13 protein-coding genes are annotated in these 14141 nt (G+C 67.0%); 4 read left to right on the forward strand and 9 right to left on the reverse strand.

Going from position 1 to position 14141, the window contains the following annotated elements; genetic code table 11:
* Window positions 1–208 precede the first annotated feature (208 nt).
* From AACH06_RS06490 to AACH06_RS06500, 3 genes are all read left to right on the forward strand, one after another.
* The gene (locus tag AACH06_RS06490; protein ID WP_341424836.1) at window positions 209–976 is read left to right on the forward strand and encodes a DUF6348 family protein; all 768 of its coding nucleotides are present in this window, start codon (window positions 209–211) and stop codon (window positions 974–976) included.
* Between the two features lie 237 nt (window positions 977–1213).
* Window positions 1214–2461: a S1C family serine protease gene (locus AACH06_RS06495; protein WP_341424837.1), complete on the forward strand. Its 1248-nt coding sequence runs from the start codon at window positions 1214–1216 to the stop codon at window positions 2459–2461.
* 510 nt (window positions 2462–2971) lie between these two features.
* Complete coding sequence (locus AACH06_RS06500; RefSeq protein ID WP_341424838.1) at window positions 2972–3931, forward strand: ROK family protein; 960 nt, start codon at window positions 2972–2974, stop codon at window positions 3929–3931.
* 50 nt (window positions 3932–3981) lie between these two features.
* Here the strand turns inward: AACH06_RS06500 and AACH06_RS06505 are convergent, their stop codons facing one another.
* Both AACH06_RS06505 and AACH06_RS06510 read right to left on the reverse strand, forming a co-directional pair.
* The gene (locus tag AACH06_RS06505) at window positions 3982–5343 is read right to left on the reverse strand and encodes a tetratricopeptide repeat protein (RefSeq protein WP_341424839.1); all 1362 of its coding nucleotides are present in this window, start codon (window positions 5341–5343) and stop codon (window positions 3982–3984) included.
* Between the two features lie 32 nt (window positions 5344–5375).
* The gene (locus AACH06_RS06510) at window positions 5376–6788 is read right to left on the reverse strand and encodes an amidase (protein ID WP_341424840.1); all 1413 of its coding nucleotides are present in this window, start codon (window positions 6786–6788) and stop codon (window positions 5376–5378) included.
* Between the two features lie 354 nt (window positions 6789–7142).
* Between AACH06_RS06510 and AACH06_RS06515 the strand changes: the two genes are divergently transcribed.
* Complete coding sequence (locus AACH06_RS06515) at window positions 7143–7514, forward strand: hypothetical protein (RefSeq protein WP_341424841.1); 372 nt, start codon at window positions 7143–7145, stop codon at window positions 7512–7514.
* A 128-nt stretch (window positions 7515–7642) separates the two neighbouring features.
* On the opposite strand, the gene AACH06_RS06520 is transcribed toward AACH06_RS06515, so the two are convergent.
* The 7 genes from AACH06_RS06520 to AACH06_RS06550 all read right to left on the reverse strand — a co-directional run bounded on the left by AACH06_RS06520 (window position 7643) and on the right by AACH06_RS06550 (window position 14122).
* Window positions 7643–9151: an ABC transporter substrate-binding protein gene (locus AACH06_RS06520; protein WP_423221989.1), complete on the reverse strand. Its 1509-nt coding sequence runs from the start codon at window positions 9149–9151 to the stop codon at window positions 7643–7645.
* Between the two features lie 56 nt (window positions 9152–9207).
* On the reverse strand, window positions 9208–9993 hold the full coding sequence (locus tag AACH06_RS06525; protein WP_341424842.1) for an ATP-binding cassette domain-containing protein: 786 nt from the start codon (window positions 9991–9993) through the stop codon (window positions 9208–9210).
* Window positions 9990–10994, reverse strand: coding sequence for an ABC transporter ATP-binding protein (locus tag AACH06_RS06530; protein ID WP_341424843.1), 1005 nt, complete (start codon window positions 10992–10994; stop codon window positions 9990–9992). The genes AACH06_RS06525 and AACH06_RS06530 overlap by 4 nt, the downstream gene beginning before the upstream one ends.
* A 16-nt stretch (window positions 10995–11010) precedes the next feature.
* Window positions 11011–11916 carry a sulfotransferase family protein gene (locus AACH06_RS06535; RefSeq protein ID WP_341424844.1) on the reverse strand — a complete coding sequence of 302 codons (906 nt, stop codon included), beginning with the start codon at window positions 11914–11916 and terminating at the stop codon, window positions 11011–11013.
* A gap of 38 nt (window positions 11917–11954) precedes the next feature.
* Window positions 11955–12734 (reverse strand): ABC transporter permease, encoded by a 780-nt coding sequence (locus tag AACH06_RS06540; protein WP_341425116.1) that lies wholly within the window; start codon window positions 12732–12734, stop codon window positions 11955–11957.
* A 59-nt stretch (window positions 12735–12793) separates the two neighbouring features.
* Window positions 12794–13756, reverse strand: coding sequence for an ABC transporter permease (locus AACH06_RS06545; RefSeq protein ID WP_341424845.1), 963 nt, complete (start codon window positions 13754–13756; stop codon window positions 12794–12796).
* A gap of 108 nt (window positions 13757–13864) precedes the next feature.
* A complete protein-coding gene (locus AACH06_RS06550) occupies window positions 13865–14122 on the reverse strand; it encodes a hypothetical protein (protein ID WP_341424846.1) in 258 nt (85 codons plus the stop codon).
* Window positions 14123–14141: the final 19 nt, after the last annotated feature.

Genomic DNA, 14141 nt, shown 5'->3' on the forward strand with positions numbered 1-14141 from the left:
ACCCTTCGCCGGAAGCTCAAGAAGCCCAAGCTGTCGAACAGCTTGGGCTTTTTTGTTGGTGGTGAGATTTGTCGTCTGCGGGCCTTCCGCAAGAAGATCAGGGTGAGAGCGACCGCGAAAGCGAATCGGCGACGAAGGGGCCCGTTGTGCCCTTTCCACCCTGAAGGGCCACGCCAGCGCGTCCCAGCGCTGAGATCCTGACGCAGACTTGTCACTCATCAGAAATCTGCTTGGCAATATGGTCAGCAAGCCCGCCAAAGAGCAATCCGAACTCGCGACAACGCGGCCCCAGCTGACGCCTCAGGCTTGGCTGAACGAGTTGTTCAAGCGACATGGTGTGACTTCGACGACGCAAGACGATTGGGTGCTTCCCAACGCCGAATTGCCGGGAGTCCGCGGCGTATGGCATCCCAGTGAAAAGCACGGACGGCTGGACATCCAGGTACTTGTGCGAAATGGGGTGGTTATCGAAGAGTCGTTCGGAGGGATTGGTGCCGGGGACCTTGGGCTCGCCGATGGGCTGCAGAACTTCACCATCAACTCGTTCCACGTGCTCCTGTCCGCGCTCTGGCGTCACCACCATCCTGACCAGGTCGAGGCTGAAGCGTGGACGGTCGCGGGCCGCCGGTTCATCGCCTTCATTGGCAACGTAGGCACGCGAAGTTCAACAGACGCTGCGCCACTGATACCGGCGGGCATGTTGACCCTGCTGCGGGAGGCGATCCAGAGCGAGCCCCTCGAACACAATCTGCACTGGTTTCGCTTCTACGTCGGGCACGTGAAGGGCGATTTCACCTTCGAGGCGCTGAAGGACAACGAACCCTGGCCCAAGGGAATGCGCGCGTTGGAAGCCTGCGGATGGGCGACCCGCGACGCGTTCTACAGCGCTCGGATGTTTGTGGTGCTGCGCGAGGAGTGCGACGAGGTGCAGTCGTCGGAAGTCCACCCGTCCCGCGGTTGTGAATCGAAACCATGAATACGCTGCCTTCGTGTTTCGCCATTCGCCGGAATGAGGTGACACAGAAGCCCGCAGCGGGTTGACCGGTGCGGTCGGGGCGTCGTGCTGTCGCGAGGGAAAACAAGTCCCCGATCGACTTCTGGCGTACTCGTGTCGGTGCGGTCAGCTGATCTACGGCGGCAACGTTCTCACGCAAGCCAGTCATGAGGGCCCCGCACTTGATTCAAGCGGCGCAGCGTTGCTTGCGGCCGCTCCATGCGCGCGTCCTTCGCGTTGTCGTTCATCTCCACCACCGGCGCACCCGCCGTGATGCTCGCGATGACGGCCCACCCAGCGCCAGCCGGGGGAGACCGGCGCACCGCACAAGCACATCAGGGAGATGTCGGAATTGTCTGCCGGCAGTGGCGCCAGCCGATCGCACGGAAAATCGGCCATCACATAAGGTTCTTTGCCATGCGTATCACTCAGTCCACTAGCCGGTCCTCAAGGCTCCTGTTTGCGCTGCTCCCCGCGGCCTTGGGTTCGGCTCATGCTGTAGACTTGGCGGCCGACGAATTGGTGAAGCGGTTGGAGCCGTCCATCGTCAGCATCGTTGTTACGCCGGCCCGGCCCGCGCCCGCTGCATCCGCTGCATCGGACACCGGCATTCAGCCAGGCCGCACGGCCAATTCGAAAGGGACCGTGATCGGCAGCGGAACCATGATTTCGGCGGACGGTGTGGTGCTGACGGATTGCTCACTGTTCGAGCAACCTGGCGAGGTTCTAGTGAACCTCGATGGCGGCCAGAGTCACAAAGGAACGATTGTCGGATTGGACAAGCAAACATGCTTGGCACTGGTGAAGGTTCCTGTCACGGGGCACGCGTTCGTCAAAGTTGGACCTGTGCAAGGGTTGGCGCCTGGTGAGCGCGTTCTGGGCTTGGGCCGCAAAGTGATCGGTGACGAGTCTCGTGTCTCAGTGACCGACGGCCTCCTCAGCACCATATACGGCGCCCGGGGCGTGGAGCTGATGATCGAGTCCTCGATGATCTTGCTGCCAGGCTTTGGTGGCGGGCCGATGATTCGCCAGCGGACCGGTGAGCTGATCGGAATCAACGGCAGCCAGTACGCGTCGCCTACAGGGCAGGTGTTGTCGACATTTGCCATTCCCGTCAGCGCCTATTTGCGCATCGAAGGTGATCTGCGCACCCAAGGGCGTGTTCAGCGCTTCACCATTGGCATGGCCGGCTCGACCTTAAGAGCTGAAGACGCACGCGGTCTCGGCGTTCCTGGAGGGCGAGGCGTGCTCGTCACTGCGGTGGCGGAAGGCAGCGCAGGCCAAGTTGGCGGCCTCGCCGTGGGAGACATCGTGTTGGAAGCCGATGGCGTTCCTGTGGGCCAGTTGACCGATCTCTTCACCATCATTCGCGAGCGGCGAGCTGGCACTTTGCTGAAGCTGAAGTACTTCAGACGTGGCGAGGTACGGGAAATGACCTTGACGCCGACGCTCCGCGAGGAAAAATAGCGCAGTGGCCCGCAACGAACCGATGCCAAGATTGGGGGCGCTGGCCAGCGCCAGCGCGGTACTCCGCCTTCGCTCGGCTGAGATGCCTGCATCCCGCGGCGCGCGCTCGGAACCCCCGCCCCGCCCGATCACTAAACCTGTCGCTACCGACGACGCTGCCGGAGGCGCCGGCCGCGTCCCGAGGAAGGGCCAGATCACGAACCCGTCCGGCAGCGGGAACTGACGACAGTTGAAGGCTTGCTTGAGGCACCCTTCGGTTCGGCGTGACGCAACGGCACCGGCTGTCCTGACCACCGCGAGACTGCGTCACACCGCACCCAGCAGGGTCACTGCGCCAATATTGAGTAACTCGCGGAGTAACTCAAATTTCTCATGCATGCGAACTCCAGCAAATTCAATGTCTTGCAAGCGATTTGCCGTAGAGCCCCAGGCCGCCAAACAAGTCGACGGCTCTTCGTGCACCCCACGAAGGGCCGTTTTGCTTTGGGTCTCGCATTCGATGTGGTCGAGATGAATTCTTCCCCTGACCTCTCTTCGCCCCGCACCAGCGCCATCGGCATCGACCTGGGCGGCACCAAGACCGAGGTGATCGTGCTCGATGCCGATGGGCACGAGCGCTGGCGGCGGCGGCTGCCCACGCCCGGCGGTGATTACTCGGGCACGGTGGCCACGGTGGTGGGGCTGGTGAACCAGGCCCGCCGTGAGCTGCGGTTGGCGGATGCGACGATCGGCGCGGGCACGCCGGGCAGCCTCACGCCGCAAGGGCTGATCAAGAACGCCAACTCCACCTGCCTGAACGGGCGGCCGTTGCAGCGTGACCTGTCCGAGGCGCTGGGCCAAGCGGTGGCGATGGCCAACGATGCGAACTGCCTGGCCCTGTCAGAGGCCACGGATGGTGCGGGCGCCGGTGCCGGTGTGGTCTTCGCCGTGATCCTGGGCACCGGCGTGGGTGGTGGTATCGCGGTGCACGGCCGGGTGTTGGGCGGCCCCAATGGCTTGGCTGGCGAGTGGGGCCACAACCCGCTGCCCTGGGCCACCGAAGCTGACCCGCGATGGGCTTGCTATTGCGGGCAGGCGGGCTGCATCGAGATGCTGGTCAGCGGGCCGGGCCTGGCGCGCGATCACCATGGTGGCCTTGGCGGGCCGACGGCCGCTGAGATTGCGGGGTTGGCCGCAGCCGGTGACCCGATCGCGCAGGCCGCGATGGCGCGTCATGCCGAGCGCCTGGCCCGTGCGCTGTCACACGTCATCAACCTGCTCGATCCCGACGTGGTGGTGCTGGGCGGCGGGTTGTCTCGGGTGGCGAGCCTTTACGAGGCGGTTCCTCGCCTGTGGGGGCGTCACGTCTTTGCGGCTGGCGCGGCCGGGCAGGCCCTGCGAACCCGCCTGCTGCCGGCGGTGCACGGTGATTCGTCCGGCGTGCGTGGGGCGGCGTGGCTGGGACGGGCCGCTGGCACGCGCCTGGCTTGAGTGGCGCGAGGTGCGGGGGCAGCCGGCCTGCCGCGGCCACTGGCCCCTGTTCAGGCGCTGAGGCCCAGTTGCTCAGCCCAATGGCGAGTCAGGGGGGTGATGGGCTTGGCCATGCGCCGCTCGTTCAGCAAGGCCCGGCCCACATGCCGATGGCTGGCGCGGGCCGAGGCGGCCAGCAGGGTTTGGTCGATCAGGTCGCGCTGGGCATGGCTGCCACCAATGCGCAGGGCGTGCAGCCGCGCGGGTTGCAGGTGGGCGACGGCTTGATCCGCGTCTCCATGGGCAAAGGCCAGCAGGCCGCGCATCAACGGCAGGCCCACTTCGCGCGCCACCGTGTGGTTGCTGCGGCGCGCATCTTCGGGGGCCATGGCCCGGGCGGCGCATCGCGCGATCCAGCTCTCGGCCCGCACCAGCTCGTCGGCACCGAGCAGTGCCACGAGGACGTGCAGATCATTGAACGCATGATGCCCGGCGTCGCTGTCTGAAGGCTGCCAATCGCGCAGCAGCTCGACAAAGCGCGCGCCGACATCGATGTCCAGCAGGTGCATGCGCCACAGCAGCGCGGCGGCATCGAGCCGTTGCAGCGTGATCTGCAGGGCCGGCCCGCTCAGGTGGGCATCGATCAGCCGTTGCACACCCGGCACGTCCAGTGCCTCCAAGCGGAAGAGCCCCATGTGCCACCACAGGTGCCCGGCAAACCCGTTGCCTTCGGACCACCCGGGCTGGTGCTGGCGCAGCCACGCGGTGCCATCTTCGAAGCGCCCCTGCATCTCCATCACATGCGCGACCGCGTGCACGGCCCAAGGCACGCGTGCGTCACCGGCCACCGCGTGGCGGCCGACGTCTTCGGCCTGAGGGTAGAGGTTGCACTCTTCGAGGCCGAAGGCGTACAGGCCCAGCACGTAGGGGAACAGCGGGTCGGATTCGCTCCACTCCGGCAGCGCGCGCGCAGGCCGCAAGCGCAGGCTTTGCACGTCACCGCGGTAGAAATCCCACAGCTGCGACCATTGCAACGCCAAGGCGTCACGCGGGTGTTCCAGCAGCAGGTCGTCCCAGATGCGGCACGCGTGCTGCCAGCGGCCTTCGGCCACGGCTCGCTGGGCTTCAAAGTGCGCCTGCTCGCGCGGCAACGCACCTTCCAGCAAAGGCTCGGCGGTGTCGAGCAAGTGGGCCGCGACGTGATGCTGACCGGGCTCCGTCAAGCTCAGCAGGAAGCCTGCATGCATCACCAGCGGCAGGGCCCAGCCGGGGTCGGCGACGTGGGCCGCTTCGAGGTCGGCCACCGGCGTGTCGAAGAACGACATCATTCGCCACAACGCCGTCTCGACGCGGTCGGCCGCCTCGTGCGAGGAGGTTCCCAGGCGGTTGTCCCGCGGGTCCACGAGCCTTGGCGAAGCGGTCGGCAGCGTCATGGGGCCGACTGTAGTGGATGCGGACGGCCGCCTCATCCCGGCGGCAAGGTCGCGGCCGTCGGGGCCGTGGGGAAGGTGGGCAGCGGATCGCGAAGTTGCTCCCACAGCCGCGCGATGCGCAGCACGCCCAGATCGTCGTGGCGATGACCCACGATTTGCAGCCCGATGGGCAGGCCGTGTGCGTCCATGGCGGCGGGCACCGAGATCGCCGGCTGTTCGCTGAAATTGAAGGCCACCGTGTAGGCGATGTGCTCGAAGGGGCGTTGCGGGTCGTTGCACGGGCTGGCTTGCTCCGCGGCGAACGCGACGTCAGGGCTGACTGGTGACAGCAGTGCGTCCAGGCCCTGCATCACGTTCACCGCGGCATCTCGCATCGCGGCCATCTGGCTGTAGCCGGTGAACACCTCTTCGCCGCTGAGGTGCTGGCCGCTGGCGATCCAATCGCGGATGTAGGGCAGGACTTTCGCTTGCCGCTCGGGCGAAAGCTGCTTGTAGTCCAGCCACGAGCGCATGCGCCAGAAGCGGTCCAGGCCGTCGATCATCGCTCGGGTGGTGAACGGGCCGATCGGCACGATCGTGGCGCCGGCCGATTCGAACCGCCGCGCGGCGGCCGTGATGGCGGCCCGCACGGCAGGCTGCAGCGGGTCGCCCCAGCCCGCATCGAGCCACAGGCCCAGGCGCAAGCCGCGCGCATCGCTGGGCAGTGCGAGCCAGTCGATCGGCTGGGCCGGAAGGCTCATCGCGTCGCGTGCGTCGGGCTGGCTCAAAATGCTCATCGCGAGGGCGGCGTCTGTCACGCTGCGCGTCATCGGGCCCGCCACCCGGCCCGCATACGGTGGGTGGATGGGGATGCGCCCGAGGCTGGGTTTGAGGCCGACCACGCCGCACCAATGGGCCGGCAGTCGGATCGAGCCGCCGATGTCCGTGCCGAGGTGGATGGGGCCGTAGCCGGCCGCGGCCGCGGCACCGGCACCGGAACTGGAGCCCCCTGGATTGCGCGCGACATTCCAGGGGTTGCGTGACAAGCGATGAAAGCTCGACAGGCCCGACGAGAGCATGCCCCAGTCCGGCATGGTGGTCTTGCCCAGCATCACCGCGCCGGCCTCGCGCAGGCGCGCGGCGGGCGGGGCATCGGCCATGGCAGGCGACAGCATGGTGGCGGCGCAGCCGAGCGGCACGGGCACGCCCTGGGTGGCGATGTTTTCCTTGAGGGTCACCGGCACGCCGTCCAGCACGCTCAGCGGCTGGCCGGCATGCCAGCGTTGTTCGGAGGCGGCGGCTTCGGCCAGCGCCTGCTCGGGTTCGTGCCACCACAGCGCCGCGATGTGCGGCTCCCATTGCGAAACGTGATCGATCAGGGCCTGGGTCGCTTGTTTGGGCGACAAGTCTCCTGCGGCATAGGCGGCGGACAGCTCCGCCGCGGACAGTTGGTGCAACTCAGACATGACGACCGGGCGCGCGGCGCGCGCCTGAACCTGCGAAGCCGCGATCTTCGCGCACGGCAGGGTCACGGCGTGAGCCGGAGGCCTTCAGTTCACGCGCGACGAGGCTGTCATATTTGCGCGTTAGCCAGTCCGGTTTTCAGGCAACTTGTTACGGCAAACCAAGGGTCTTCCCGAGCCCCCTTGAACAAGGGATATAACCGTTTTCAAAGCCCCTCACACAATCGCTTACCCACTCAACAAACGGCAAGCATTGAGTCACTTGGTACTTGCGTCGAGGCGGGACACGCTAGTCCAGACAATCTTACGGAGCACACTACTATGTTGAAAAGCAGGATCGTTTCTTTGCTGGCTCTGATGGGCGCAGTCGGCGCCGCACAAGCGGCTATTCCTTCGAACATCCAGTTCGATGGCTACTGCGATGGAATGACGGGCCTGGCCAAGGTGGGCACGGGCGCCACCGGCACGTGGTCTAACCTGGACTGCGCCGGCACGAACGCTGCTGTCGGCGGCCCCCAGGGCAAGGGCAAGGGCGAATCCGCCGTTGGCTTCATCATGGGCTCGTACGGCGCGAATGTGTACGGCGCCGAGTTCACCTGGGTGGTGAACAAGGACGGCACCTGGACCGTCTATCGTGCCAATGACGGCGCCTACATCAACCATGGCACCTGGTCTGCCGTGGCTGAAGGCGCAGCCCCGCGCGGCGGCAAGCCGTCCGTCGCGAAGTAAGGCTTACGGTCTTCAGGTGCGGCGGCCCGCAGGGCCACTGCCGTATCTGCCAAGCCGCCTCGGGGTCACCCGCGGCGGCTTTTTCTTTGGGTTTCTCGCAAGTTCAGCCGTCAGGCTAGCCGAAGACCCTACTCCCAGCGCAGCGCTGCCAGGTCGTTGGCGAAGATCGGCGAGTGGCTCCACAGCCCTTTCAGGCCCTTCTTGGCCACCACCACCTGGCTGGGGTTGAAGATGTAGACGTTGACCGCGTCCTGGGCGAGCTGCCGCTGCAGATCACCGAACAACCGGGTGCGCTCTTTGGCGTTGGTGCTGGAGGCGTATTGGCGCACCACCTCCCGGAAGGCGGGGCTGTCATAGCCGTAGTAGTACTTGGGGTCGCTGTAGATCAGGTAGTCGAGCGGCTCGACGTGGTTGATGATCGTCAGGTCGAAGTTGCCCTTGTAGGCGCCCGACAGCCACTGTGCCCATTCGACATTCTCGATCTTGGCGTTGATGCCCACCTTGGCCAATTGCGCGGCCACCACTTCACCACCGCGGCGCGCATAAGGTGCCGGCGGCAGCGTGAGCGTCACCTCGAGCGGGATCTTGACGCCCGCCTCCTTGAGCAGCGCGCGGGCCTTGTCCGGGTCGTACGGGGTGACGGCGGTCAAGTCGACATAGCCGGCGTCCGTGGGCGCCATGTGGCTGCCGATGGGTCGGCCGAAGCCATCGAGCACGCCGTTGATGAAGGCCTGACGGTCGATGGCATGTGCCAAGGCGCGGCGCACGCGCACATCGTCGAAGGGCTTGCGCTTGTTGTTGATGGCCATGATGCCCTTGCCGGCTGTCGATCCGGTCGTCACGCTGAAGCGCGGGTCGGCCTTGAACTGCGCCAGGCTCTGCGTGGCCAGCCCGCGCGGGAAGGCGTCGACATCGCCGGCCAACATCGCCGCCACCTGCGCCGCGGGGTCGTTGATGATGCGGAAGGTGACCTTGTTCAGCTTCACCGCCGTCGCCTGGCGGTAGCCCGCGTCTTTCACCAGGGTGACGGACACCCCCTTCTTCCAGTCTTCGAAGCGGTAGGGCCCGGTCCCGATCGGGCGCGACGCAGTCGCCGCCGCGCTCTTCGGGTCCAGGATGACGGCGGGGTTTTCGCCGAGCCGGAAGAGCACGGTGCCATCGGGATGATCCAGCGTGAGGATCACCGTGTACGGATCGGGCGTGGCGATGGAAGTGATGTTGTCGAAGAGTGATTTCTTCGCCTTGTTGGTCGAGCCTTCGGCCTTGGCGCGCTCGAAGCTGAATTTCACGTCGCTGGCATCGAAGGCCTCGCCATCGTGAAACCGAACGCCGCGGCGCAGGTGGAAGGTGTAGCTCTTGCCGTCCGGATCCATCGTCCAGCGTTCGGCGAGCAGCGGCGTCACGCTGCCATCGACGTTGACCTTCGTCAGGCCTTCCAGCACGTTGTAGTGGACGATCTCGCCGATGGCCGCGGCGGGCGCCATCGTCGGATCGAGCCCGGTTGGTTCCAGCACCATGCCGATCACGGCGCTGGTCTTGCCGGCCTGCGCCGCCGCGCTCAGCGGCATCGACGGCGGCAGCAGCAAAGCAGCCCAGGCGCAGACGGTCGCAGGGGTGCGGTGGCAGCGGCGAAGCATCGGTGTGGTCTCCTTGGGGCGGAAGAAATCGAGGAAGGCAGCAGCGTCGAACCGGACTAGGAACAGGCCGCGCGAACCAGCGCGCGTGTCACCTCGTGCGATGGGCTTTGCAGTACCGTGTCGGTCGGGCCTTGTTCGACGACGCGTCCGTGGTGCAGCACGATCAGGTCGTCGCACAGCCACCGCACCACCGCGAGGTCGTGGCTGATGAACAGGTAGCTCAGGTCGAAGCGCTGCTGCAGGTCACGCATCAGGTTCAGCACCTGGGCCTGCACCGACACGTCGAGCGCACTCACCGGCTCGTCGGCCACGATGAGACGTGGGTGTGTGACCAGTGCGCGGGCGATGGCCACCCGTTGCCGTTGACCGCCCGACAGCTCATGCGGAAACCGCGCCGCATTGGCGGGTGACAAGCCCACGGCGTCCAGCATCTCGGCCACGCGCCGTTTGCGCTCGGCCGCCGACAGCGCCGGCAGCAGTGCCAACGGCTCGGCCACCGAACGCCCGACGGTGCGCCGAGGATCGAGTGAGCTGAACGGATCCTGGAACACCATCTGAAAGCCCAGCCGTGCCTGGCGCAGCGCGGCCGGGGTCAGGCGGCGCAGGTCCTGCCCTTCGAAGCGCACCTGGCCGGCCGACGGCGTGTCCAAGGCCATGACGAGCCGGGCCAATGTTGATTTGCCGGAGCCCGATTCGCCCACCACGCCCAGATGGCGGCTGGCCGTCATCGTGAAGCTGACATCGTCGAGTGCGTGCAGCACGGGTGCGGGCCCGAGCAGATGGTCTCGCGGCAGACTGAAGTGTCGCGACAGCCCGCTCACCTGAAGCAAAGGGGCGTTCATCGGGCGAGTGCGCTCCCCGCCAAGGGATGCAGGCACCGAACAGCGTGGCCATGGGGCAGCACATCGTCGGTGGGCGGCGTTGCCTGGCAGTCGGCAGAGGCGCGCGCACAGCGGGGGGCGAAGGCGCAGCCGGGCGTGCGCTCTCCCGCGGCGGGCACGCGGCCAGGGATGGTGGCCAATGGTTCGCCGCGCGGTTGATCCCAGCGCGGTCGGGCCGCGAACAGCCCATGGGTGTAGGGGTGCCGTGGCGAGGCGAAGAGCTGCGCGGCGGGCCCCTGCTCCACGGCGAGGCCGGCATACATGACCATCAGCCGCTTCACCCGGTGGGCCATCAGCGCGAGGTCGTGGCTGATCAGGATCAAGGCCATCTGCTGCTCGGCCACGAGCTCTTCGATCAGGTCGAGCACCTCGCGTCGAACGGTGGCGTCGAGCGCCGTGGTGGGTTCATCGGCGATCAGCAGCCGAGGGCCACAGGCCAGCGCCATGGCCAGCATCACCCGTTGCCGCTGCCCACCGGACAGCTCGTGAGGGTAGGCGTCCAGCCTCTTCGCGGCGTGCGGCAGCCGCACCCGTTCGAGCCACCGCAAGGCCTGCGCACGCGCTGTCGCTGCATCCACCCCGCGGTGCCAGCGCAGGCTTTCTCCGATTTGCTGTCCGATCGGGTGCAGCGGGTTCAGGGCCGTCATCGGCTCCTGGAACACCATGCCGATCTGGGCGCCGCGCACGCGCGTCCACGCCACTTCATCGCCGGCCGTCAGCGCCTGCCCCGCCCAGCGTATCTCCCCTTGCCGATGCGCCCCTTCGGGCAGCAACCCCATCAAGGCGAGCGCGGTGATCGACTTGCCACAGCCCGACTCGCCGATCAGCCCGAGTGTGTCGCCCGCGGCGAGCGAGAAGGACACGCCATGCACCACCTCGAGCGGCCCCGCGGGGCCCGCCACGCTGATGCGCAGCTGGTCCACTTCGAGCAAGGGCGTGGGCACGTCGACGGTCACGCTCACGGGCGGCGATCGGTGATCAGTACCGAGGGTTCATGTACCAATCGAGCGATTCGATCAGCTTGCGGTGCAACGGGTCCATCTCGGGCGCGGTGACCTGAGGGTCCAGGTACTTGAATGTCTTCATCTCCGGCGCCAGCAGGGTCTGCACTCGCCAGCGGTCGTACGGGTCGAGCTGCGATCGGCCGGCGCGGTTCGCGATGTCGCTGTCGGCCGGCTTCAGCGCGTCGGCCTTCCAAATCTCGGTGGGGTGCAGCAGCATCTCCTCGTCCACCTCGCCTTGCGCGTCGTCGGATTGCAGTTGCAGGAACCGCGAGATGCGCCCCAGTTCGCGGCCCGGGCGGGCCGAGAGGTCTTCCAGGCGCACGTACAACAGCCGCCCGGGTTGCCGCTCGTCGAATTCGCGCATCGACTTCATCAGCCCTCGCCATTCGGTGCACAACGCCTCGATCGGCCGCCAGGCTTCGCCCCAGCCCTTGCCCGGTTCATTGAGCTCGCGTCGCGACGCAAAGGCCATCTCGGGGTTGCGCACCATGCAGATGAACTGGGCACGCGAGAACATCTTGGCGATGCGGGGGGCATGCAGCGCATGCAGCGGGGTCTTCTCGAGCCAGCGGCCGCGCAGGGCCTGGTTGCGGCTGCCCAACTGCTCGGCGACGATGCGCAGGAACAGCTCCCGGATGCGCACCGGCTCCATCGCCAGCAAGTCGCGGAAGTTGCCGAGATCGAGCGGCAGGTATTCCGACAGCTCGCGCAGCAGCCCGCGCGCGCCTTGTGACGAGATGAAGCGATCACTCGGGTGGTACTTGTACAGCCGCTCGAAGAAGTGGGTCTCCGGCAGGGTGGGCAGGCCGAGGTGTTCGCACACCAGGCGCTGGCACAGCGTGGTGCCAGAGCGGGCGAAGCCAACGATGAAGACGGGCATGGATCTCCTTGGAAGGCAGCAACAACATCAACAGTCGATCAGCGCTGGCGCGCCAGTCGCGGGTCCAGCAGATCGCGCAGGCCATCGCCCAGCAGGTTCAGGCCGAGGACGGCCAGCGCGATGGCGGCGCCAGGATATACGGCCAGCGAGGGCGCCTGGAACATTTGGGTTTGTGCTTCGGCCAGCATGCGGCCCCAGCTTGGCCGAGGCGGCTGCGCCCCGAGACCCAGGAAGCCCAGAGCAGCCTCGCCGATGATCGCGGTCGAGAACTGCACCGTGGCCTGCACGATCAACACGCTGGCGATGTTGGGCAGGACATGGTCACGGGTGATGCCCCAGCGGCCGAACCCCGCCGCCCGCGCAGCCAGCACGTAGTCGCGCGACCAAACCTGCAATGCCGCGGCGCGCGTGGTGCGCGCGAACACCGGCACGTTGAACAGGCCGATGGCCACCACCCCGGTCGCCAGCCCCGGGCCGTAGATGGCGCCGAGCAGGATGGCGCTGAGCAAGGCCGGGAAGGCGAAGCCAAAGTCGGACAGCCGCATCACCACCTCGTCGACCCAACCGCCCCGGGCGGCGGCGAGCAGGCCCAACAGCACGCCCGCCCCCAGCCCGATCGCCACGGCGAACACGCCCACCAGCAGAGAGGTCTGGCTGCCGACCAGCAATTGCGAGGCGACATCGCGTCCCAGGCTGTCGGTGCCCAACCAGTGGCTGGCGCTCCGGCCCTGCAACCTGGCGTTGACGTCGATTTCGGCCGGAGGCCACGGCTGCCAGACGAGCGACACCAGCGCAGCCGCCACCAGCGCCAAGGCCATCGCCGCACCCAGCGCGAGGTGCGGGTGCGCCAGAGCCCGGCGCCAGAACGGGGGCGCCGTCACGTGCGCGCCACTTTCAGCCGTGGATCGATCACGGCATACAGCAGGTCGACGATGAAGTTGACCACGACCACCATCGCGACGAGCAGCATCACCACATCACGCACCACGGCCAGATCGCGGTTGGCCACCGCCTGGAAGACGAGCCGGCCGATGCCTGGAAGCACGAACACTTGCTCGATGACGACCGTGCCGCTGATGAGGAATGCGAACTGCAGCCCGATCACCGTGAGCACCGGCACCATCGCATTGCGCAGCACGTGGCGCCACAACGTGGCGCGGCGGCTGAGGCCTTTGGCCCGAGCCGTGCGTACGAAGTCCTCGCGCATCACCTCCAGCACCGACGAGCGGACCCAGCGGGCGAGAACGGCGGCTTGCACCGCTGCCAGAGCGACCGCCGGCAGCAGCAAGGCCTTGATGCCGGGCCACCAGCCGCCGCCTTCGGCTTCCGTCCAGCCGGGAAAGCCGCCCGCGCTGAACCACTGCAGCTTCACCGCGAACAGCAGGATGAGCAGGATGGCCAGCCAGAAGCTGGGCACTGCCAGACCCAACTGCGAGAGCGTCATCACCGCCACATCGGGCCAGCGGCGGTGATGGGCCGCGGCGTAGACGCCCATCGCGAATGCGCAGGCGACGGTCAGCATCATGGCCAGCACCGCCAGCGGCAGAGTGACCTGCAGGCGCTCGGCGATGAGCGTGGCCGTGGGGGTGTCGTACGAGGTGGAGACGGCACTCTCGCCCCGAAGCCAGCCGCCGATCCAGGAGGCGTAGCGTTCGAGGGCGGGGCGGTGCAACCCGAGCTTGGCTTCGAGGGCCGCGATGGATTCGGGCGTGGCCGAATCGCCGAGGATCACTTGGGCCACGTTGCCGGGCAGCAACTCCAGCACCGAGAAGATCAGCGCAGAGGCAGCGACCAAGGTGGCCAGCAGGGTCAGCAGTCGCTTGAGCAGGAACAGACCCATGCGGGTGCGCGCGGCGGGGCGGGTGACGGCGTTCCGCGCATCATGCAGGAAAGCCGAGCACCCGCCGGCGGGCGCCTTTCAAGCACCTTCATCAGGTGCGAACCGAGCTCAGCGGTCTTGTTGGCCTTCGTGGCGGGCCAGCGCAGCCAGCAGGTCGGCCGCAAAGCCGGGGTCGCTGTTCTGCACCGACAGGGCCAGGTGGCGCACGTCTTCGGCCGACATGTCTTCGGTGCGCTTCGGCTGCGAGGTGAACAGGGCGGCCAGCAGGCGGCCGGCCGACACGAACAACTCGGCGGCGGCGCGGGCACCGCGCGGCACGTTGATGGTCGGGTTGTAGGTGAAGGTCTTGGAAGTGATGGCAGTCATGATGAAACTCCTGAAGTGA

It is taken from the genome of Ideonella lacteola (assembly GCF_038066555.1).
GTDB lineage: Bacteria > Pseudomonadota > Gammaproteobacteria > Burkholderiales > Burkholderiaceae_C > Ideonella > Ideonella lacteola.

What these genes read in the sequence shown, in the direction of transcription:
- AACH06_RS06495 (WP_341424837.1), top strand. Translation starts at nt 1,214, where the DNA reads ATGCGCGCGTCCTTCGCGTTGTCGTTCATCTCCACCACCGGCGCACCC.
- AACH06_RS06500 (WP_341424838.1), top strand. Translation starts at nt 2,972, where the DNA reads ATGAATTCTTCCCCTGACCTCTCTTCGCCCCGCACCAGCGCCATCGGC.
- AACH06_RS06505 (WP_341424839.1), bottom strand. Translation starts at nt 5,343, where the DNA reads ATGACGCTGCCGACCGCTTCGCCAAGGCTCGTGGACCCGCGGGACAAC.
- AACH06_RS06510 (WP_341424840.1), bottom strand. Translation starts at nt 6,788, where the DNA reads ATGTCTGAGTTGCACCAACTGTCCGCGGCGGAGCTGTCCGCCGCCTAT.
- AACH06_RS06515 (WP_341424841.1), top strand. Translation starts at nt 7,143, where the DNA reads ATGGGCGCAGTCGGCGCCGCACAAGCGGCTATTCCTTCGAACATCCAG.
- AACH06_RS06520 (WP_423221989.1), bottom strand. Translation starts at nt 9,151, where the DNA reads ATGCTTCGCCGCTGCCACCGCACCCCTGCGACCGTCTGCGCCTGGGCT.
- AACH06_RS06525 (WP_341424842.1), bottom strand. Translation starts at nt 9,993, where the DNA reads ATGAACGCCCCTTTGCTTCAGGTGAGCGGGCTGTCGCGACACTTCAGT.
- AACH06_RS06535 (WP_341424844.1), bottom strand. Translation starts at nt 11,916, where the DNA reads ATGCCCGTCTTCATCGTTGGCTTCGCCCGCTCTGGCACCACGCTGTGC.
- AACH06_RS06540 (WP_341425116.1), bottom strand. Translation starts at nt 12,734, where the DNA reads ATGGCCTTGGCGCTGGTGGCGGCTGCGCTGGTGTCGCTCGTCTGGCAG.
- AACH06_RS06545 (WP_341424845.1), bottom strand. Translation starts at nt 13,756, where the DNA reads ATGGGTCTGTTCCTGCTCAAGCGACTGCTGACCCTGCTGGCCACCTTG.
- AACH06_RS06550 (WP_341424846.1), bottom strand. Translation starts at nt 14,122, where the DNA reads ATGACTGCCATCACTTCCAAGACCTTCACCTACAACCCGACCATCAAC.